Genomic DNA, 19,703 nt, shown 5'->3' on the forward strand with positions numbered 1-19,703 from the left:
CCAAGCCATGATTAAACAACGCACCCTGAAGAATATTATTCGTGCCACAGGTGTAGGTCTGCACTCCGGGGAGAAGGTATACCTGACCCTCAAGCCTGCACCTGTCGACACCGGCATCGTGTTTGTGCGTGCCGACCTGGACCCTGTGGTGCAGATTCCTGCTCGCGCGGAAAACGTTGGCGAAACCACTATGTCGACCACATTGGTCAACGGTGACGTCAAAGTGGACACGGTGGAGCACTTGCTCTCGGCCATGGCTGGCCTGGGCATCGATAACGCCTACGTCGAGCTCTCCGCGTCCGAAGTCCCGATCATGGATGGCAGCGCTGGACCCTTCGTATTCTTGATTCAATCTGCCGGCCTGGAAGAACAGGACGCAGCCAAGAAGTTCATTCGCATTCTGCGGGAAGTGACAGTAGAAGACGGCGACAAGCGCGCCACCTTCGTCCCGTTCGAAGGCTTTAAAGTGAGCTTTGAGATCGATTTCGATCACCCGGTATTCCGTGACCGCACCCAAAGTGCAAGCGTGGATTTTTCCAGCACTTCGTTTGTAAAAGAAGTCAGCCGCGCCCGTACCTTTGGTTTCATGAGTGACATCGAGTACCTGCGCAAGCACAACCTCGCACTCGGCGGCAGCGTTGAAAACGCCATTGTGGTCGACGCGGATGGTGTACTGAACGAAGACGGCCTTCGCTACGAAGACGAGTTCGTGAAGCACAAGATCCTCGATGCAATCGGTGACCTCTACCTGCTGGGCAATAGCCTGATAGGCGAGTTCAAAGGCTTCAAGTCGGGCCACGCCCTTAACAACCAGCTGCTGCGCAAGTTGATTGAGCAGACAGACGCTTGGGAAGTCGTGACCTTCGAAGATGCCAGCACCGCACCGATCTCTTACATGCGTCCCGTTGCGGCGGTGTAAGTAACAACTCTCTTTCTTTAGTTTTGAAAGGCCACCTTCGGGTGGCCTTTTTTTATGCCTGAATTTTAGGGTGCTTAGTGGCGATCGGGCCTATTGTGGTGAGCCTGCTCACCACAATAGGCCCGCTCACCACACCAAGCCTGTTCACAACATTAAGCCCGCTCACCGCAGAAACGCCGTCTTCATTAAAGGACCGAAGCATCCACGATACGGTTGCGCCCGGTGTGCTTGGCTTCATAGAGCGCCTGATCCGCACTTAGCAACAACGCCTCCAGCGACTGACGGCTACGCTTGTCCCAAGTACTCATGCCAATGCTCACGGTAATCGGCTGCTCATCACCTCCAACCCTCGGCAAGTACTCGATGGCGCTGCGGATGTGCTCGGCGATCACCCAGGCGCCCTTGGCGTCGGTCACCGGCAACACCACCGCGAACTCTTCGCCGCCATAACGTGCGGCCAGGTCGGCCGGTCGGCGGATGTTGCTGCCGATCACCTGGGCCACGCTGCGCAATGCGTCGTCGCCACCGTGATGGCCGTGGCGGTCGTTGAAGGCCTTGAAGTGGTCCACGTCAATCATCAGCACCGTCAGCGGCTCGGTGGAGCGCTGAGCGCGGTCCCACTCAAGGCGCAGGCGTTCATCCAGAACGCGCCGGTTGGCCAGGCCGGTCAATGCATCGGTGGCTGCCAGTTCTGACAGTACTCGTTCAGCGCGACGCCGCCTTCGCAGTTCCCGGCGTAGCAACCAGGTCAGCCACAACAATCCGGCGCAGAGCACCCCGGTGGCACCACTGGTCAGCAGTGCCGCGCGTCTCCAGGGTGCGAATACGTCCTCGCTGGACAACGCTACTACCACGATCAATGGCAGGGCACCGACATTGGTAAAGGTATACAGGCGCTCTTTACCACTGATGGCAGAGATCGCCTGAAAGCTGCCGCTTCCGTCGCGCAGTATTCGCTTGAAGTTAGGCCGGTCACTCAGGTCCTTGTCGATCATGTCGCGTTCGAGCAGCGGCTGCTGGGCCAGGAGAATGCCGTTGTTGTTCAGCAGGTTGACGCTGCTGCCATTGCCGATGGTCAGGGTGTTGAACAGCTGGTCGAAATACGCCAGGCGCATGGTCGCGACCGCTACGCCGAGAAACTCCCCCTTGGGGCCCGACACACGTCGACTGAATGCCATGCGCCAGACCTGGTCGCAGTCGCAATGGATCTTGAAGGGTCGACTGATAAACAGGCCGGCGTTGGCGTCCTTGGCATGCACCTGGAAATAATCGCGGCTGGCAAAATTACGTGGCGTGGGCCGCAGTGTGGAGGAGTCGGCGATAACCTTGCCGTTGGCATCCAGCAGCAAGACCTCGCCCTTGAAAGGCGCCGCCGTGGATAAATCAAACTGCACCAAGTGCTGGATATTGGCAGCAACCCCGGACAGGTCTTCACGTTGCGTGGCCGCAATCAGCCCGTTGAGCGACAGGTCATACAACTCGACGTTACGCAGCACGTCGGCGTTGATCAGTTGGGCGATATTGGTGGTCGATCGCTTGGCCGCCTCAAGCGTGCTGGCGTGTTCGCGAATCAACAGCACCGCGACAATGATCACAATCAGGGCAACGCTGAGCCCGCTGCCCAGCATCAGTAACAACTCAGGATGTGCGGGTGAGGTACGAACAGGGCGTGGACTCATCGGGCAGACTTCAGCGGTGAGGATGCTGGCAGTTTAGTTCTACCCGATGAAAATTAAATGCTTGGTTAAAAAGAAAAAGACGTCTGTCAGAACACGTTGATCGGGTAGTCGACGATCACCCGGTATTCATCCACATCCCGATCCACCGCCGAGTAACCATTGCTGCCACGGTTGACCGCCCATTGCAGGCGCACCGCCAAGTCCTTGGCCTTGCCGTCCTGCACGACGTATTTCAGGTCGATGTCCCGTTCCCAATGCTTGGCGTCTTTACCGTCGGCGCTGTACCACGCGCTATAGCCACGGCTTTGCGGGTCGACCTTGGTCAGGTCGGTCTTGCCGCTGATATAGGACACGGCCGAGGTCAGGCCGGGCAGGCCCAGGCCGCCGAAGTTATAGGCGTACTTGAGTTTCCACGAGCGCTCATTGGGGCCGTTGAAGTCAGAGTACTGCTGGGAGTTGTCCAGGTACACGCTGTCGCCCTGGGCGATGTAGTCGAACGGTGTGTTGCCGTTGACCCGCTGGTATGCCGCTGTGACGCTGTGATGGCCGACGTCCACGGTGAAGTGCAGGCTGTAGGTGTTGTTGTCGATATCCCCCAGCAGCGACTGCCCGGTGTCCTGGGTATGGTAGTAGTGCAGACCGGGGTTGAGACTGATCATCTCGTTCACCACATAGGTGTAGTCCAGGTCGTAGTAGTACTGGTTCCACACGTCCTTGAGCTCGGAGGCGTAGAGGTTGCTGGTCAGCCCGTCGATGCCGCTGAACGACACGCCGGCCCAGTTCATGTGCTGGCTATCGGTATTGCTGGGCAGCGCACCGTAGCTGGTGCCGATGCGGCGGTGGCCGCTCTGGTTATAGAGCTTGGTGAAGCTGGCCTGGCCACCTTCGAACATCCAGCCGTCGAGGCTGTGGTTGGTCAGGCTCACGCCACGGAAGGTCTGCGGCAGCATGCGGGTTGCGCCGCCGGCGATCACCGGGTTATTGAGGAACAGGTCGCCGGCCCTCAACTCGGTATCGAACGCGCGCATTTTCAAGGCGCCACCCGCCGTCGAGAACGAGCCGGGCGCCTTACCGTTGCCACTGCCGTACGGAAGGATGCTGGAACCGTCCGTACCGCCACCGCCGTCCAGCTTCAGACCGAGCATGGCATGGGCGTCCAGGCCGAAGCCGATGGTGCCCTGGGTGTAGCCGGATTCGAAGGTGCCGATGAAACCCTGGCCCCATTCCTTACTGTCATCGGTGTGGATGTCGCGACGGTCGCGGTTCATGTAGTAGTTGCGGGTGTTGATATTGAGGTGGGCGCCTTCGACGAAACCGTCGGCGGGGGTGGTGTCTGCCGCATGGGCAAGAGGGGTGATCGTTGCTGCAATTGCGAGAAATAACGGGGTGAACGTCAGCGAGTTCTTCACCGGTGTAGCTCCTTTGGTCAATCGGAAAACGGCCAATGTCGTGGGGGTGCCTGGCCTTTTTTTACGGCAAAAAAAAGCCGCTGAAGTCAGCGGCTTTAAGACAGATTCCCAGTGTAGAGCCCTGGAAATAAGTCGAGGGAAATTCGGGTAAGCGGGAGGCTGCCTTTGCCGTCGCGCTCATCGATGCGTCAAATTAACGCAGGCGAGCGGTACGGTACAGAGTGTAACAAGATAATGACTGTTGCCCAAATCGCAACAAACCCATCACCGTCCCTGTAGGAGCCGGCTTGCCGGCGATAGCGGTGGCTCAGTCATGCACACGTCGACCCGAACACCGCCATCGCCGGCAGTGTCAGACGGGCAAAGTGATGCCAAAGGTATTGCCGCCGCCCTCACTGCGCACGAACACATCACCGCCGTGCATCAGCGCAATCGCCTTGACGATGGCCAGCCCCAGGCCATGGTTGGCGCCGCTGTTGCTGCGTGACGCATCCACCCGATAAAACCGTTCGAACAGACGTGGCAAGTGTTCGCTGGCAATGACGTCGCCGGGGTTGGTGACGCCGATCGCCACCTGATGTTCTTGCACCTCGATATTCACCACGATCACCTGCCCAGGCGCGGTGTGCTGCACCGCGTTGCTCAGCAGGTTGATCAGCGCACGGCGCAGGTGGGCTTTTTCGATCTGCACCGTGGCATCGCCCTTTACTTGTACCTTGACCTGGGCGTCTTCAAGAATGAAGTCCAGGTAGTCGAGGGTGGTGGCTACTTCGTCGGCCAGGGAGCTTTCGATCAACTTGGTGGCCTTGCTGCCCTGGTCGGCGCTGGCCAGGAACAGCATGTCATTGATGATCGAACGTAGGCGCTCCAGCTCTTCAAGGTTCGATTGCAGCACCTCGAAATAATGCTCGGCCGAACGCCCTCGGGTCAGCGCCACTTGGGTCTGGCCGATCAGGTTGGTCAGGGGCGAGCGCAGTTCGTGGGCGACGTCGGCGTTGAACGATTCCAGGCGTGAATAGGCCTGCTCGACGCGGTCGAGGGTGGAGTTGAACGAATTGACGAACTGGCTCAGCTCCGGCGGCAGCGGCGACAGTTCAAGGCGCCCGGAGAGTTTTGGTGGCGCGAGCTTTTGCGCCTCGTCCGACAGCTTGCCCAGCGGCTTCAGGCCGATGCGTGAAACCCAGAACCCCAACAGCGCCGCCAGGACCACACCGACAAATGCGAGGCTGATCAACGCCACCAGCAAATGATGCTGGGTTGCACGGAAGTTCTCGGTATCGATGGCAATCATGAAGCGCAGGGGCGGGCGCTGCTCCTTGGCCGGGAACTGGCTCACCAGCACTTTGAATGGGTGATGGTGGCCCGGCAGGCGCAAATCGCGCTTGCCGGTAGGCCCTTCGGCAAACGCGCGGATCTGCGCGTCCGGCTCGCCATATTCATAATTCGGATCGCTGCTCACCACCCAGAAACGAATGCGTTTGTCTTCCTCACCCAGCAGCTTGAGCTTGGCCTTGATCTTCACCCAATGGTCCGGCGTGCCGAAGCGGTTCACCGAAGATTCGAGCACGCTATAACGCGCATCCAGCTCGGCGCCTGGCAACAAGCCCAGCCCCCGGTCCACTTGCTGATAAAGCGCACCACCGATCAATACGAAGATCAGCAGCGCCACCAGGGTGAACATGCCGCTCAGGCGCAGGGCGATGGAGTTAGCTGACACTTCGGCTCTCCAGCACATACCCCATGCCACGGATGGTGTGCAGCAGCTTTTGTTCGAACGGCCCGTCGAGCTTGGCGCGCAGGCGCTTGATCGCGACTTCCACCACGTTGGCGTCGCTGTCGAAATTGATGTCCCAGACCATCTCCGCAATCGCGGTCTTGGACAGGATCTCACCCTGGCGCCGCGCCAACACGCTGAGCAGCGAGAACTCCTTGGCGGTCAGGTCCAGGCGCAAGCCATTGCGACTGGCCTTGCGGCTGATCAGGTCGATCCACAGGTCGGCGACCGTCACCTGCACGGGTTCATGACCACCGCTGCGGCGGGTCAGGGCTTGCAGGCGTGCCACCAGTTCCAGGAAGGAAAACGGTTTGCCCAGGTAATCGTCGGCGCCTTCGCGCAGGCCGCGAATGCGGTCTTCCACGCGCTCGCGGGCCGTGAGCATGATCACCGGCGTCTGCTTGCGCGCGCGCAGGGCACGCAGCACGCCAAAGCCATCGAGGCCTGGCAGCATCACGTCGAGCACGATGACCGCGTAGTCGTTCTCCAGCGCCAGGTGCAAACCCTCGACGCCTTCGCGTGCCACGTCGACGGTGTAGCCTTGCTCCGTCAGGCCACGGTGCAGGTAGTCGGCGGTTTTTTCTTCATCTTCAATAATCAGTACGCGCATGAGTCTTTTGGCTCCAGGGCCGGGCCTCAGTCTGTGGTCGCCAACGCAGGCGTTGGTGTGGGCCGGTGGAAAAACTTCTCAAGGTACAAGTATATGACCGGTGTGGTGAACAGCGTCAGCGCCTGGCTCACCAGCAACCCGCCAACCACTGCGATACCCAGCGGCTGGCGCATTTCCGCACCAGGGCCGGCGCCGAGCATCAGCGGCACCGCGCCGAGCAGGGCGGCGAGGGTGGTCATGATGATCGGCCGGAACCGCGTGACGCAGGCTTCATAGATCGCATCTTCCGGCGACAGGCCCCTGACGCGCTGAGCCTCCAGGGCAAAGTCGATCATCAGGATGCCGTTCTTCTTCACGATGCCGATCAACAGCACCAGGCCGATCAGCGCCATGATCGAAAAGTCCTGCCCCATCAGTGACAGCATGATCAGCGCGCCCAACCCTGCCGAGGGCAAGGTCGAAATGATCGTCAGCGGGTGCACGAAGCTCTCGTACAGCACGCCGAGGATGATATACACCGCCACCAGCGCCGCCAGGATCAGCCACGGTTGGCTGGCCAGCGAACTCTGGAATGCCTGGGCCGCGCCCTGAAAGTTGCCGATGATGGTGGTCGGCATGCCGATTTCATTCTTGGCCTGGTTGAGCATGATCACTGCATCGCCCAAGGCCACGCCCGGTGCCAGGTTGAACGACAGGTTGGCGGCCGGGAACATGCCGTCATGGCTGATCGAAAGTGGCCCCACGGTAGGCGGGTTTACCTTGGCCAGCGCCGACAGCGGCACCATCTCGTTTGTCAGCGGCGAGCGCAGGTAAAAGTAGTTGAGGCTTTCGGCTTTGCCGCGTTGCTGGGTATCCAATTCCAGCACCACTTGGTACTGGTTGATCTCGGTCTGGAATTCGTTGATCTGGCGCTGGCCGAACGCGTCGTACAGCGCCTGATCCACATCGGTGGCGGTGAGGCCAAAGCGCGCGGCGGCCTGGCGGTCGATGCTGATGTGGGTGATGCTGCCGCCCAGTTGCAGGTCGTTGGACAGGTCGCGAAACGCCGGGTTGGCGCGCAGTTTTTCGGTGAGGCGCTGGGTCCAGGTGTTGAGCGTCGGGCCGTCGTTGCTCTTGAGCACGTATTGGTACTGAGCACGGCTTGGGCCGGAACTCAGGTTGATGTCTTGCCCGGCGCGCAGGTACAACACGATACCCGGCACCTTGGCCAGTTTCGGGCGGATGCGATCGATGAACTGGCTGGCGGACACGTCACGGTCGCCGCGGTCCTTCAAGGCGATCCAGAAGCGGCCGTTGGCAATGGTCTGGTTGCTGCCGGTCACACCGACCGAATGCGAAAACGCTTCCACTGCCGGGTCGGCCTTGACGATTTCGGCCAGGGCCTTGTGCTTGGCCACCATGTCCGGGTAGGACACGTCGGCCGCCGCTTCGCTGGTGCCGAGTACAAAGCCGGTGTCCTGCACCGGGAAGAACCCCTTGGGGATGAACACGTAGCCGACCACGGCCAGGGCCAACGTCACGACGAAGATTGCCGCCATCGTACGTTGATGGGCCAGGGCACGGCGCAGGTTGCGCGCATAGCCGGCCAGCAGCCGTTCGCTGAAGCCCGGTTTGTCGTGCGCAGGGTGGCTGGGCGCGCGCATGAACAGCGCGGCCAGGGTCGGCGCCAAGGTCAGCGAAACCACCACCGAGATCAGAATGGTCGAGGTCGCCGTCAAGGCAAACTCCTTGAACAAACGCCCAACCACGCCCCCCATGAACAGCAGCGGAATAAACGCCGCCACCAGCGAGAAGCTGATGGACACCACCGTAAAGCCGATCTCCCCGGCGCCTTTGATCGCCGCTTCGCGCTTGTCGAGCCCAGCTTCCAGGTGGCGGTGAATGTTCTCGACCACCACGATGGCATCGTCCACCACAAAGCCCACCGCGATGACGATCGCCACCAGCGTCAGGTTGTTCAGGCTGAAACCCATCAGGTACATCAACGCGAAGCTGGCGACCAGCGACACACCCAGCACGCTGGACACAATCATCGTCGCCGACAACTGCCGCAGGAACAGCGCCATCACCGCCACCACCAGCAGGATGGCGATCAGCAGCGTCACTTCCACCTCATGCAGCGACGCGCGGATGGTCTTGGTACGGTCGGTCAACACGCTGACCTGCACCGACGCTGGCAGCATCGCTTGCAGGCGCGGCAGCTCGGCTTGAATGCGGTCCACGGTCTCGACGATGTTCGCGCCGGGCTGGCGCGAAATCACCAGGTTGACCCCGGGTGTGTCGCCGGACCAGGCCTGTACGTAGGCGTTTTCCGAACCGTTGATGACCTTGGCGATATCCCGCAGTTGAACCGGTGCCCCGTCCTTGTAGGACACGATCAGCTGCGCGTAGTCCTCCGGGTGGAACAACTGGTCGTTGGTCGACAGGGTCGACACGCTGTTCTCGCCGTAGATCGCGCCCTTGGCCAGGTTCAGGCTCGATTGCTGGATGGCCAAACGGATATCGGCCAGGGTCAGGCCGATGGCGGCGAGTTTGTCCGGCGATGCTTGGACGCGGATTGCCGGGCGCTGCTGGCCGGTGATGTTGATTTGGCCTACGCCGTCGATCTGGCTGATCTGCCGGGCCAGCAGGGTTTCCACGTAGTCGCTCAACTCGGTGCTGGGCATGCTGTTGGAGCTGACGCTGAGGATCAGCACCGGGCTGTCCGCCGGGTTGACCTTCTTCCAGGTCGGCAGGCTCGGCATGTCGCTGGGCAGCTTGCCGGACGCGGTGTTGATCGCCGCCTGCACTTCCTGCGCGGCGGTGTCGATGCTTTTGGTCAGGGTGAATTGCAGGGTCAACAGGCTGGAGCCCAGGGCGCTGCTGGAGGTCATCTGGGTCATGCCAGGGATGGCGCTGAATTGCACCTCCAGCGGCGTGGCCACGGATGACGCCATGGTGTCCGGACTGGCGCCGGGCAGCGTGGCAGTCACCTGGATCGTCGGAAATTCCGCTTCCGGCAGTGGGGCGATCGCCAGGCGCGGGAAGGCAATCAGCCCGAGCAGCACCAGGGCAAAGGTCAGCAGCAGGGTCGCGACCGGGTGGTCGACGCACCAGGCTGACGGCGAACGGCTCATGGCTGCACCTTGGCATCAACGGTCTGAATGACTTGCGGCGGCTCCTTGAGTATTTCCACCTGCGCACCCGCCTTGAGCCGTGACTGGCCGTCGCTGACCAGCACATCCCCGGCCTGCACGCCCTTGATGATGTTCACGTCGCTGTTCTGGTAGGTGACTTGCACCGGCACCACGTCGACCTTGTCACCGTTGACCCGGTACACGAAGTGCGAATCCAGGCCGCGCTGCACCACGGTCGGTGGCACCACCAAGGCGTTTTTGTCGAGGGCGGTCTGGATCTTGATGGTCACCAGTTGCCCCGGCCACAGGCGCTGCGAGGCGTTGTTGAATTCGGCCTTGGCGCGCAGGGTGCCGGTGGTGGAGCTGATCTGGTTGTCGATCAGGCTCAGGTGACCCTCGCCAAGCAAGTCGCCGGTCTGGCCATCGGTGTCGGCGCCCAGGTAGGCATCGACGCTGGCTTTTGTGGGCGCCGCGATCAGGCCCTGCAAGGTGGGCAGCATTTGTTGCGGCAGGGAGAACTCGACGGCAATCGGGTCGATCTGGGTCACGGAAAACAGGCCCTGGGTATCGGCGGTGCGTAAGAAGTTGCCTTCATCCACGGTGCGAATACCGACGCGTCCGCTGACCGGCGAGCGAATCTGAGTGTAGGAAAGTTGTACCTGAGCTGAATCGATTGCGGCCTGGTTGCCTTGGGCAGTGGCCTTGAGCTGGTTGACCAGGGCTTGTTGCTGGTCATAAGTCTGCTTGGACACGCCGTCGTCGACACTCAACTCCTTGTAGCGCTTGAGGTTGACCAGCGCTACCTGCAACTGCGCCTGGCTTTCGCCCAGTTGGGCCTTGGCCTGATCCAGGCTGGCACGGATCGAGCGGTCATCGATGGTCGCCAGCAGGTCACCGGCCTTGACCAACTGGCCTTCCTTGACCAGCAATTTAGTGAGGATGCCGTCCACTTGCGGGCGAATCACCACACTGTGCAGCGACAGCACCGAGCCAATCCCGCTGACAAAGCGCGGAATGTCCTGCTGCGCCACGCTCACCACCCGCACGGGAATAGCGGTGGGTGCCGCCAGTTTGGACTTGGCCGCTCGGGTCAGTGCCCAGGTTGCAACGGCCAACACCACGAGGACCCCCACGATCAGGGCGGTTTTTCGTTGAATGTGCATCGACGGACACCAGAGGCGCAGTTGCAAGTTTCAAGCTGCAAGCTGCAAGTTGAGATTTGGATAAAAGCTTTATAGCGCGGCGACCCGGTCAGGATCGTGACGTCAAACTGACAGCCATGACAGCTAGTGCTTTAAACTTACCGCTTGAAGCTTACCGCTTGGCCCTCCGGCCCCGCTATACTCGCGCTTTTACACCAATACCCGCGCCGGAGCCCTTATGACTTCCCCGACACAACCCCCTGTTGAAGCGGACGACCTCGTCGATCCGGCCAGCGCCGAAGGCGTTGAAAAAGCCGAGATCCCGGCGTTCAAATTCCCCTTCAAACCGGGTGAACTGGCCGGAGCCAAGAATGCCGCCCAGCCCTGGTACAAGAACGGCGCCAAGAACGGCCACACCAAGAGCCCGGGTATGGCCCCGCCCGGTACACGCCGTTCCATGGGTAAACGTTAAGATTAATCATCTGTAACATTTGACGGATATTGCCTACAGCCTCCGTTGATGTTTCTGCTTGTAGGTCTGCGACCGTTTCTTGAAAGCTTGCACGGCTTCCGCTTCACCCCGGTTTGGTTAACGGGCGTGCAGCGGAGGGCGCTCTTTCCGGAAAAGGACGTTTCCTGTGCCCCTGATACATCTCTGTGTAGCGCTTGCCCTATTACTGGCGGTGGATGCCGTCGCAGGCCTTGATCAACCGCGACGTGAAATCCGCTTCGCCGTTGCCGCGCAATTTGCCCCTTTCCAGAGCCGCAACCCGCAAGGGCAGTTGGTCGGTCTGAATATCGAGTTGGGCAACGCCCTTTGCCAGCAGTTGAATGTGCGCTGTACCTGGGTTGACCAGGTGCTGGTTGAAAACTTCGAAGGTCTGGAAGCGCGGCAATTCGATGCAATCATGGGCATAGCCCCGACATCTTTGCGGCGGCGCTGGGTGAGTTTCACCGAAAACCTCTACCCCTTCACCACGCGCCTGGTCGCGCGCCGAACCTCGGGCCTTATGCCGACGCCAAGGTCGCTCAAGGGCAAGCGTGTCGGCGTGTTGCTGGGCAGCAATCGCGAAGCCTTTGCGCATGCGAAATGGGCGCGCAAAGGCGTGATCATCAAGAGCTTCTGGCTCAACGACGAACTGGTCCGCAGCCTGGTGGCAGGCGATATCGATGCGACGCTGCAGGGCACCGTGGAAATCCGTGAGGCCCTGCTCGACACGGCTGCCGGCCAGGATTTCGACTTCCTCGGCCCCGCCGTTTCCAACGAACTGCTGGGCAACGGTGTGGCGATCGCGTTACGCAAGACTGACACCGCGCTGCGTACCGAGCTAAACCGTGCGCTGGAACAGCTGATGCACAATGGTGAATACCAGCGGATCCTTGCGCCTTATCGCCTCGACCTACCGTGATGGCTAATTAATTGCGCGGAACATGAGCTGGATCAGTATTTGCCCCCTTGGTGCGCTTAGAGTCGACGCCCTGCCGACTCCTCCAACAATTACGAGCGCGCTTCTCCATGAAGATCAATCTGCCGGTCACCGGTCGGAATGTGGACTTTGCCCCCGACGCTAACATCCTTTCGACCACCGACCTGACCAGCGCGATTACCTACGCCAACCAGGACTTCATCGACATCAGCGGGTACGACCGCGATGAGCTGCTCGGCGTGAAACATAACATCCTGCGTCATCCGGACATGCCGTCCGAGGCGTTCGCCCATATGTGGCGAACCCTCAAGGCGGGGCGTTCGTGGATGGGCATGGTGAAAAACCGCTGCAAGAACGGTGACCATTACTGGGTCAGCGCGTATGCCACGCCCGTGAGCCGGGACGGGGCCGCCGTGGAGTACCAATCGGTACGTACCAAGCCGGATGCGCGTCGGATCGCTGCAGCAGAGCGGGTCTATGCGCGCTTGCGAGCGGGCAAACGGCCAGCCTGGCCGGTGCTTGGCTTGGGCATGAAACTGTTCGCTTGGGTCGCCTTCACCTGCGGTGTCACCGGAGCCCTGGGCTTGGGCTTGGCGAATTACGCGCTGGGCTGGCAGTTACTGGCCCTGGTGGCCGGGTGTGCGGTCGGTGCGGTTGGCGCGCAGGCGATCCTGCGACCTCTGTCCCACCTGCAGCAGCGTGCACGCCGGGTGGCCGACAACCCCTTGAGCCAGGCAATCTACACCGGGCGCCGGGACGAGTGCGGGCAAATCGAATTCGCCTTCCAAATGCTCGAAGCCCAGGTAGGAGCGGTGGTGGGGCGTATCGGCGACGCCTCCCAGCGGCTGTCGGGCCACGCTGCGCAGTTGGTGCGGCACCTGGACAGCAGCCACGCCAGCAGCCTCGGCCAACAGACTCAGACCGACCAGATAGCCGCAGCCATCCACCAGATGGCCGCCAGCGTGGCCGAAATGGCCAACCATGCCCAGCAGGCGTCCAAGGCGGCCGACCAGGCCGGCAACGAGACCCGCGAAGGCCATCAGCGCGTGGATGAAAGCCGTGATGCCGTGTTGCGCCTGTCCCAGGAGTTGGCACGCGCCACCGAAGTCATTCACCAGTTGGAAAGCCACAGTGGCGAAATCAGCGGCGTGCTGGAAGTGATCCGCACGATTGCCGAACAGACCAACCTGCTGGCGCTGAACGCCGCCATCGAAGCGGCGAGGGCGGGTGAGCAGGGGCGTGGCTTCGCCGTGGTGGCCGATGAAGTGCGCGGCCTGGCCCAGCGCACCCAGCAATCGACCGATGAAATCCAGCGCATGATCAGCACCCTGCAAGGCGGCGCACGGGATGCGGTACAAGCGATGGCGCAGAGCAGCGAGCATGTCGAAGCCAGCGTCCAGCAGGCACAGCGGGCCGCCGCAGCGCTGGACGGCATCAGTCAGCGTGTCACGCAAATCACCGCCATGAGCCAGCAGATAGCAACCGCCGTGGAAGAGCAGAGCACGGTGAGCGAGGACATCAACCGCAATATCGTTGGCATTCGCAATGCCGGGGAGGCCACGGTCAGCGCCGGGCAGCAGAGCCAGCTCAGTTCAGGCGATGTGGCGGCGCTGGCGGAGGATTTACGCCAGTTGGCGCAGGAGTTCTGGGGGCAGCAGCGGTAACCCAATTCAACGGCTACTGCTATTTAGGAGCTTTCCTACCATTCAAACAGACGTGTTGAAGTTAAAACACCGGTCAGTGCTTGTTAGAACAACGGGCGCATACGGGCCATGACTCACGGAGCCCGTCTGCCCCATACCTTTTGCACAGGACAGGCTTATGAAGACTTCAAGACGACTGCTGGCGCTGGTGACGTTTTTTCTGACCCTTTTGTCCGCGGCAGGATGTGCTGTGGCGCCTGCTCCCGAGAGTCCGTGGCGTGAAATCCGCTTTGGTGTAGAGGCAGATGTGCCGCCCTTTGAATACCGCAATGCCCAGGGTGAGCTCGTGGGGCTGAATATAGAACTGGGGAATGCCCTGTGTGCAGCGCTTGATGCGCGTTGCGTGTGGGTTGAGCAGCCTTATGCGACCAACCTCGCGGCGCTCCAGGCTGGCCGGTTCGACGCGATCATGCCCATGACGGCGACAGCCGCGCGGCGTGAACTCGTCGACTTCACCCATGACCTCTATGCCCTTCAAAGCCGTTTGGTGGCTCCTAAGGGCTCCAACCTGCTGCCAACCGCCCAGGCACTCAGGGGCAAGCGCGTGGGCGTGCTGGCGGGAACCAGCCGTGAAGCCTTTGCCTTGACGCGGTGGGGGACCCAGGGGGTGATTGTGCGCAGCTTTGGCCTCAACACTGATTTGATCCGTAGCTTGCAGGCCGGTGAAATTGACGCCACGTTGCAAAACACCGTCGAAATCAGCGAAGCGCTGTTGAACACCGCTGAAGGTGCTGCGTTCGCCTTTGCCGGGCCAACGGTGGTCGATGACATGTTGGGCCGCGGCGTAGCCATTGCCACTCGCAAAACCAATCCTGATCTCACGGCGGCGCTCAACGAGGCGCTGCAACGCATGAAAGACAGCGGCGAGTATGCGGCCATTACCGAGCGTTATCTGGGCGCTGCGCCTCTTGAGCCGGCCAGGATGACGTATACGCCGGCAGAGGGTGGGTTGCCCTTCTCGGAAACGGTGCAAGTCGGTCAGGCCCTCTACATTTCCGGGAAGTTGGGGCTGGATCAAAACGGTCGTCTGGTACCTGGCGGTATTCGTGCAGAAACGGCGCAGGCTCTCGAGAACATACGCGGCGTTCTGATGGCCAAGGGTATCGGGATGGATAGAGTTGCCCAGTGCAGGGTGATTCTTGCCGACCTCAAGGACTTTGCACAAATGAACAGCGTCTATGCCAGCTACTTCCAGGCTGACCGCCTGCCAGCCCGGACGACTTTTGCTGGCAAGCTGTTGCTGAATGCGCGGATCGAGATCGAGTGCATGGCCAGCCTCTGACTCACTGCAAACCTGCGCGTCTAGGCGGCGCGCAGTGAAATAAACGCATAGTTGGCCGGCACCTCAGTCGCAATCTGCGCCCCGGCATCCAGCACCTGCTCCGCGATGTCCATGCCGGACACATGGAACACCCACTCGCTGACCACGGACGGTCGTTGCACCGCCAGCTCGATGGCTTGGGCAAATGCGCCCATGTCGGGCAGGTAAGCGGTAAACCCATCCCCCTTGAGGGCTGTGGTGCGAATGCCCAGCAGGGCGCACACCGCCTCTTTGGTCTGTACATCGTCACGGTCGGCCTGGCGTGAGCGGCGGATCAGTTCGGCCAGTTCCTGGTCCATCAACTCACCGCCGACGATCAGCGCCGGGCCCTGTTCCCAGGACTCCGGCGGGCAATCCTTGGCGGCGGGGTTCAGCGGGATATGCGGGTTGATCTCCATCGGATAAATGCGGCACACCAGCGGGCGGCGTTCATAGATGCGGCACAGATTGTCTTCGTCAAGATTCCGGCAGCGTCCGGCGTTGTAGGCGGCAAAGGTGATTGCCACAAATGCCTGGGTATTGCCGCTGGGCACGATGACCGAGCGACGCTCGGCATGCTCGCGTTGCTGCTGCGGCAGGCCCAGGCCAGTGCCCAGGAACCCCTCCACCAGAACGATGACATTGCCGCCGTCCGCCGCCCACAGGCGGGCTTCTTCGAGGGTCAGGGGCACGTGGTGGTCGGAGCAGCATTTACCACAACCGACGCAGGAAAATTGAGTGTTCATGGCGGATCTGTCACCAGGCAAGGTCAGAGGGTACGCAGGAACAGTGACGGGTTTTTACCTCTGTTCACCGTTTTAGCTCTCTGGAAGCAAGTTACACGCCAGTGCCTGTCAGTCCCGTGGCACCACATCGCGCAGGACAAATCTCATGCCCGCGCTTTCGTACAGTTGGCGGGCACGCAGGTTGCTCTCCAACACCTTGAGGTCCACATAGGGTTCACCGCGTTGCTTGAAGGCGTGAAAGCAGTGCAAGAGCAATGCGCGGCCCAATCCCTGGCCCTGGGCGCAGGGGTGCACGGAGAGGTTCTTGATAAACGCGCTGGTCCAGCACTGCGCCACGGCGAGAATGCCGTCGTTGTTGCTGGCCACCAGGCACAGCGTGGGGTCGAACTCGGCATCGGTGGTGAACTGCTGCTGCCAGGTTTCCAGGTTGGGAACGCGACCGCCACCCTGATCCTGGGTCAGGCGCAATACGGCGTGAATCGCCGGGGCCAGGTCGTTACGGTAATGATCCAACTGCGTGCCCGCCGGCCACTGCGGGGCGGGCAGGCTGCCGATAAGGTCGCGGCGCAGCAGTTGGAAATATTCGCTCACAGGCCTTTTTGCGCCACCGTTTGCGCGGCCACCACCAGGCACTTGGTCAACTCGGGCGAGGAGAACTTGGTGAGCACCGCGTCGGCGCCGGCCAGGCGGGCTTTTTCGCTGTTCATCGCGCTGTCCAGCGAGGTGTGCAGCAACACATAGAGGTGCTGGAAATCCGGGGTTTCGCGCAGTGTGCGGGTAAGGGCATAGCCGTCCATCTCCGACATCTCGATGTCCGACACCACCACGTTGATCTGCTCGGCCGTGCCTTGCAACTCCAGCAGCACGTCGATGGCTTCCTTGGCGCTGCGCGCGGTGTGGCAGGTGAGGCCGAGGTTACGCAGGGTGTGCACCGATTGCTGCAGCGCGACCTGGCTGTCGTCTACCACCAGGATGCGTGCGTGGCCGAGTACTTCGGCTTCTTCCATGGTGAGGTCGGTCGGCGCCGCTTCGATCGGCGCCGGCGCGATGCCGTGGATGACTTTTTCGATATCCAGCACCTGCACCAGGCCGCCTTCCACCTGGGTGACCCCGGTGATGAACGCGCGGTTACCGCCGGAGCCATAGGGTGGTGGGCGAATGTCGGTGGTCAGGCAATGCACGATCTTGCTCACCGCCTGCACATGCAAACCCTGTTTGGAGCGGCTCACATCGGTGACGATCAGGCAGCCACCGTCCGGGTCGGCCAGGGGCATTTCGCCGAGGGCGCGACTCAGGTCGATCACCGCCAGCGAGTTACCGCGCAGGGTGGCGATGCCTTTGACGTGCGGGTGCGACTCCGGCAGCTTGGTCAGCGGCGGGCACGGGATGATTTCACTGACTTTCAGCAGGTTGATCGCCATCAGCTTGCCGCTGCGCAAGGTAAAGAGCAGAAGCGAGAGTGAGTCTGCGCGGGCTTTGGTGGTGGACATAAAAACCTTCTGTGGATCAGGGATGACGATCTTCTATGGAAGGTTATCGACCCGTACACCCAAAACTGTAGGCGCCGGGGGGACGCCTAGTTCTTGCCGGCGATGAAGCCCGCCCGATCGCCATCGCCGGCAAGCCGAGTGCCTACCGAGGATAAGCGGGTGTCAGCCCTTCCACACCTGTGGGTTCACCAGGTCCTGCGGGCGCTGGCCCAGCAGGGCGCTGCGCAGGTTGTCCAGGGCGCGGTTGGCCATGGCTTCGCGAGTTTCGTTCGTGGCCGAGCCAATGTGCGGCAGGGTCACGGCATTGCTCAACTGGAACAGCGGCGACTCGGCCAGTGGCTCCTGTTCATACACATCGAGCCCGGCGCCACGGATACGCTGGCTTTGCAGCGCCTCGACCAGCGCCGGTTCGTCCACCACCGGGCCACGGGAAATATTGATCAGGATCGCGCTGGACTTCATCAGCCCCAGCTCGCGGGTGCTGATCAGGTGACGGGTCTTGTCGCTCAACGGCACCACCAGGCAGACGAAATCCGCCTCGGCGAGCAGTTCATCCAGGCTGCGAAATTGCGCGCCCAGTTCTTGCTCCAGCGCCGGCTTGCGGCTGTTACCGCTGTACAGGATCGGCATGTTGAATCCCAGCCGCCCACGCCGGGCCACGGCCGCGCCGATATTGCCCATGCCGACGATGCCCAGGGTCTTGCCATGCACATCGCAGCCAAACAACGGCGCACCGACGCTGGCCTTCCACTGCCCGGCCTTGGTCCAGGCATCCAGCTCGGCCACACGACGCGCGCTGCTCATCAGCAAGGCAAAGGCCAGGTCGGCGGTGCTTTCGGTGAGGACGTCAGGGGTATTGGTGAGCATGATCCCGCGTTCGTTCAAGTACGCGACGTCATAGTTGTCGTAGCCCACCGACACGCTGGACACCACTTCCAGCTTGCTCGCGCCTTGCAATTGCTCGCGTCCCAGCTTGCGACCCACACCGATCAGACCGTGGGCGTGGGGCAAGGCTTCATTGAACTGTGCGTTGATATCGCCCAGCTTGGGATTGGGCGCGATCACTTCGAAGTCCTGTTGCAGGCGTTCGATCATTTCCGGGGTGACGCGGCTGAAAGCGAGGACAGTCTTTTTCATTGCAGGCGGGCTCATCGACTACGGAAGAATGCCAAGCACGCTAACATTCCTCGTTACGGTTGTCAGGAGATCACTGGAATCAAGTGGGCACAGTTCAAAATGTGGGAGCGAGCTTGCTCGCGAATGCGGTGCGTCAGCAGCAGATGTGTCGCCTGACACGCCGCATTCGCGAGCAAGCCCGCTCCCACACTGGATCTTTATCGTCTGATAAATATCAGTTAGCCATCCGCGCGCCGCTGAGGCTGCCACTCAACTCATACGCCACCAGCTCCGCCTGGTGCGCCGCCAGAATCTCCGGCAGCGAACCACGCAAGTATTCCACCCAAGTCTTGATCTTCGCATCCAGGTATTGGCGCGACGGGTAGATGGCGTACAGGTTCAGTTCCTGGGAACGGTAGTTGGGCATCACCCGCACCAGCGTGCCATTGCGCAAACCTTCGATCGCCGCATACACCGGCAGCAGCCCGATGCCCATGCCACTGGTGATCGCGGTTTTCATCGCATCGGCCGAGTTCACCAGGAACGGCGAAGTATTGATCGCCACGCTTTCCTGGCCTTCGGGACCATTGAAGGTCCATTTGTCCAGCTGGATCACCGGGCTGACCAGACGCAGGCAGGCATGGTTGAGCAGGTCATTGGGGCGATGGGCGCAGCCCTTGGCCTTGACGTAGTCCGGCGAGGCACAGGCAATGCTGTAGGTGATGCCCAGGCGCTGGGACACGAAGCCCGAGTCCGGCAGCTCGCTGGCCAGCACGATGGACACGTCATAGCCCTCGTCGAGCAGGTCCGGCACGCGGTTGGCCAAGGTCAGGTCGAAGGTGACGTCCGGATGAGTACGGCGATAGCGGGCGATGGCGTCGATGACGAAATGCTGGCCGATACCGGTCATGGTGTGCACTTTCAATTGCCCGGCAGGGCGCGCATGGGCGTCGCTGGCCTCGGCTTCGGCTTCCTCGACATAGGCGAGGATCTGCTCACAGCGCAGCAAATAGCGTTTGCCAGCTTCGGTCAGCGCGATGCGTCGTGTCGTTCGGTTCAACAAGCGGGTTTGCAGATGGGCCTCAAGGTTGGAGACCGCGCGCGAGACGTTGGCAGTGGTGGTGTCCAGTTGCACGGCGGCGGCGGTGAAGCTGCCGGCTTCGGCCACGCAACTGAAGGCGCGCATGTTTTGCAAAGTGTCCATGGAGTGTTCTCAGGGGAGATAACAAATTGTGACAGAAAGTTACGCCGTCCAGTGATCCCTACCAACGG

The 19,703-nt window shown here is 61.3% G+C and carries 16 protein-coding genes and 1 pseudogene; 6 read left to right on the top strand and 11 right to left on the bottom strand.

What is annotated here, in order from left to right; all coding sequences use genetic code 11:
* Positions 1–7: 7 nt before the first annotated feature.
* Entirely contained in the window at positions 8–919 is a 912-nt protein-coding gene (gene lpxC / locus KUA23_RS04970; RefSeq protein WP_003171886.1) for a UDP-3-O-acyl-N-acetylglucosamine deacetylase, read from the top strand.
* 185 nt (positions 920–1,104) lie between these two features.
* Here lpxC and KUA23_RS04975 read toward each other — a convergent pair whose 3' ends face one another.
* From KUA23_RS04975 to KUA23_RS05000, 6 genes are all read right to left on the bottom strand, one after another.
* Entirely contained in the window at positions 1,105–2,598 is a 1,494-nt protein-coding gene (locus KUA23_RS04975) for a sensor domain-containing diguanylate cyclase (protein ID WP_252993520.1), read from the bottom strand.
* 86 nt (positions 2,599–2,684) lie between these two features.
* A complete protein-coding gene (locus KUA23_RS04980) occupies positions 2,685–4,007 on the bottom strand; it encodes an OprD family porin (protein WP_252993521.1) in 1,323 nt (440 codons plus the stop codon).
* 352 nt (positions 4,008–4,359) lie between these two features.
* Positions 4,360–5,724, bottom strand: coding sequence for a heavy metal sensor histidine kinase (locus KUA23_RS04985; RefSeq protein WP_100491465.1), 1,365 nt, complete (start codon positions 5,722–5,724; stop codon positions 4,360–4,362).
* Complete coding sequence (locus KUA23_RS04990) at positions 5,714–6,391, bottom strand: heavy metal response regulator transcription factor (RefSeq protein ID WP_078046966.1); 678 nt, start codon at positions 6,389–6,391, stop codon at positions 5,714–5,716. Before KUA23_RS04990 ends, KUA23_RS04985 begins: the two co-directional genes overlap by 11 nt.
* A gap of 26 nt (positions 6,392–6,417) precedes the next feature.
* Positions 6,418–9,507 (bottom strand): multidrug efflux RND transporter permease subunit, encoded by a 3,090-nt coding sequence (locus tag KUA23_RS04995; protein WP_346356375.1) that lies wholly within the window; start codon positions 9,505–9,507, stop codon positions 6,418–6,420.
* Positions 9,504–10,670 (bottom strand): efflux RND transporter periplasmic adaptor subunit, encoded by a 1,167-nt coding sequence (locus KUA23_RS05000; protein ID WP_252993522.1) that lies wholly within the window; start codon positions 10,668–10,670, stop codon positions 9,504–9,506. Before KUA23_RS05000 ends, KUA23_RS04995 begins: the two co-directional genes overlap by 4 nt.
* Before the next feature lie 217 nt (positions 10,671–10,887).
* Between KUA23_RS05000 and KUA23_RS05005 the strand changes: the two genes are divergently transcribed.
* The 5 genes and pseudogenes from KUA23_RS05005 to KUA23_RS05020 all read left to right on the top strand — a co-directional run bounded on the left by KUA23_RS05005 (position 10,888) and on the right by KUA23_RS05020 (position 15,061).
* Positions 10,888–11,121 carry a hypothetical protein gene (locus KUA23_RS05005; protein ID WP_099494074.1) on the top strand — a complete coding sequence of 78 codons (234 nt, stop codon included), beginning with the start codon at positions 10,888–10,890 and terminating at the stop codon, positions 11,119–11,121.
* Between the two features lie 166 nt (positions 11,122–11,287).
* Positions 11,288–12,058 (top strand): transporter substrate-binding domain-containing protein, encoded by a 771-nt coding sequence (locus KUA23_RS05010; RefSeq protein WP_078046970.1) that lies wholly within the window; start codon positions 11,288–11,290, stop codon positions 12,056–12,058.
* Between the two features lie 107 nt (positions 12,059–12,165).
* Positions 12,166–12,447, top strand: a pseudogene (locus KUA23_RS30235) (PAS domain-containing protein); the annotation flags it as partial.
* A gap of 219 nt (positions 12,448–12,666) precedes the next feature.
* On the top strand, positions 12,667–13,740 hold the full coding sequence (locus KUA23_RS05015) for a methyl-accepting chemotaxis protein (RefSeq protein ID WP_428847455.1): 1,074 nt from the start codon (positions 12,667–12,669) through the stop codon (positions 13,738–13,740).
* A gap of 157 nt (positions 13,741–13,897) precedes the next feature.
* Complete coding sequence (locus KUA23_RS05020) at positions 13,898–15,061, top strand: transporter substrate-binding domain-containing protein (RefSeq protein ID WP_252993524.1); 1,164 nt, start codon at positions 13,898–13,900, stop codon at positions 15,059–15,061.
* Positions 15,062–15,081: 20 nt separating this feature from the next.
* Here KUA23_RS05020 and KUA23_RS05025 read toward each other — a convergent pair whose 3' ends face one another.
* From KUA23_RS05025 to KUA23_RS05045, 5 genes are all read right to left on the bottom strand, one after another.
* A complete protein-coding gene (locus tag KUA23_RS05025) occupies positions 15,082–15,825 on the bottom strand; it encodes a YkgJ family cysteine cluster protein (protein WP_100491461.1) in 744 nt (247 codons plus the stop codon).
* A gap of 108 nt (positions 15,826–15,933) precedes the next feature.
* A complete protein-coding gene (locus KUA23_RS05030; protein ID WP_252993525.1) occupies positions 15,934–16,416 on the bottom strand; it encodes a GNAT family N-acetyltransferase in 483 nt (160 codons plus the stop codon).
* Positions 16,413–17,315: a chemotaxis protein CheV gene (locus KUA23_RS05035; protein WP_078046975.1), complete on the bottom strand. Its 903-nt coding sequence runs from the start codon at positions 17,313–17,315 to the stop codon at positions 16,413–16,415. The genes KUA23_RS05030 and KUA23_RS05035 overlap by 4 nt, the downstream gene beginning before the upstream one ends.
* A 162-nt stretch (positions 17,316–17,477) precedes the next feature.
* Entirely contained in the window at positions 17,478–18,452 is a 975-nt protein-coding gene (locus KUA23_RS05040; RefSeq protein WP_252993526.1) for a 2-hydroxyacid dehydrogenase, read from the bottom strand.
* 214 nt (positions 18,453–18,666) lie between these two features.
* Entirely contained in the window at positions 18,667–19,635 is a 969-nt protein-coding gene (locus KUA23_RS05045; RefSeq protein ID WP_078046977.1) for a LysR family transcriptional regulator, read from the bottom strand.
* Positions 19,636–19,703 lie beyond the last annotated feature (68 nt).

The sequence above is a fragment of the Pseudomonas pergaminensis genome, from assembly GCF_024112395.2.
GTDB lineage: Bacteria > Pseudomonadota > Gammaproteobacteria > Pseudomonadales > Pseudomonadaceae > Aquipseudomonas > Aquipseudomonas pergaminensis.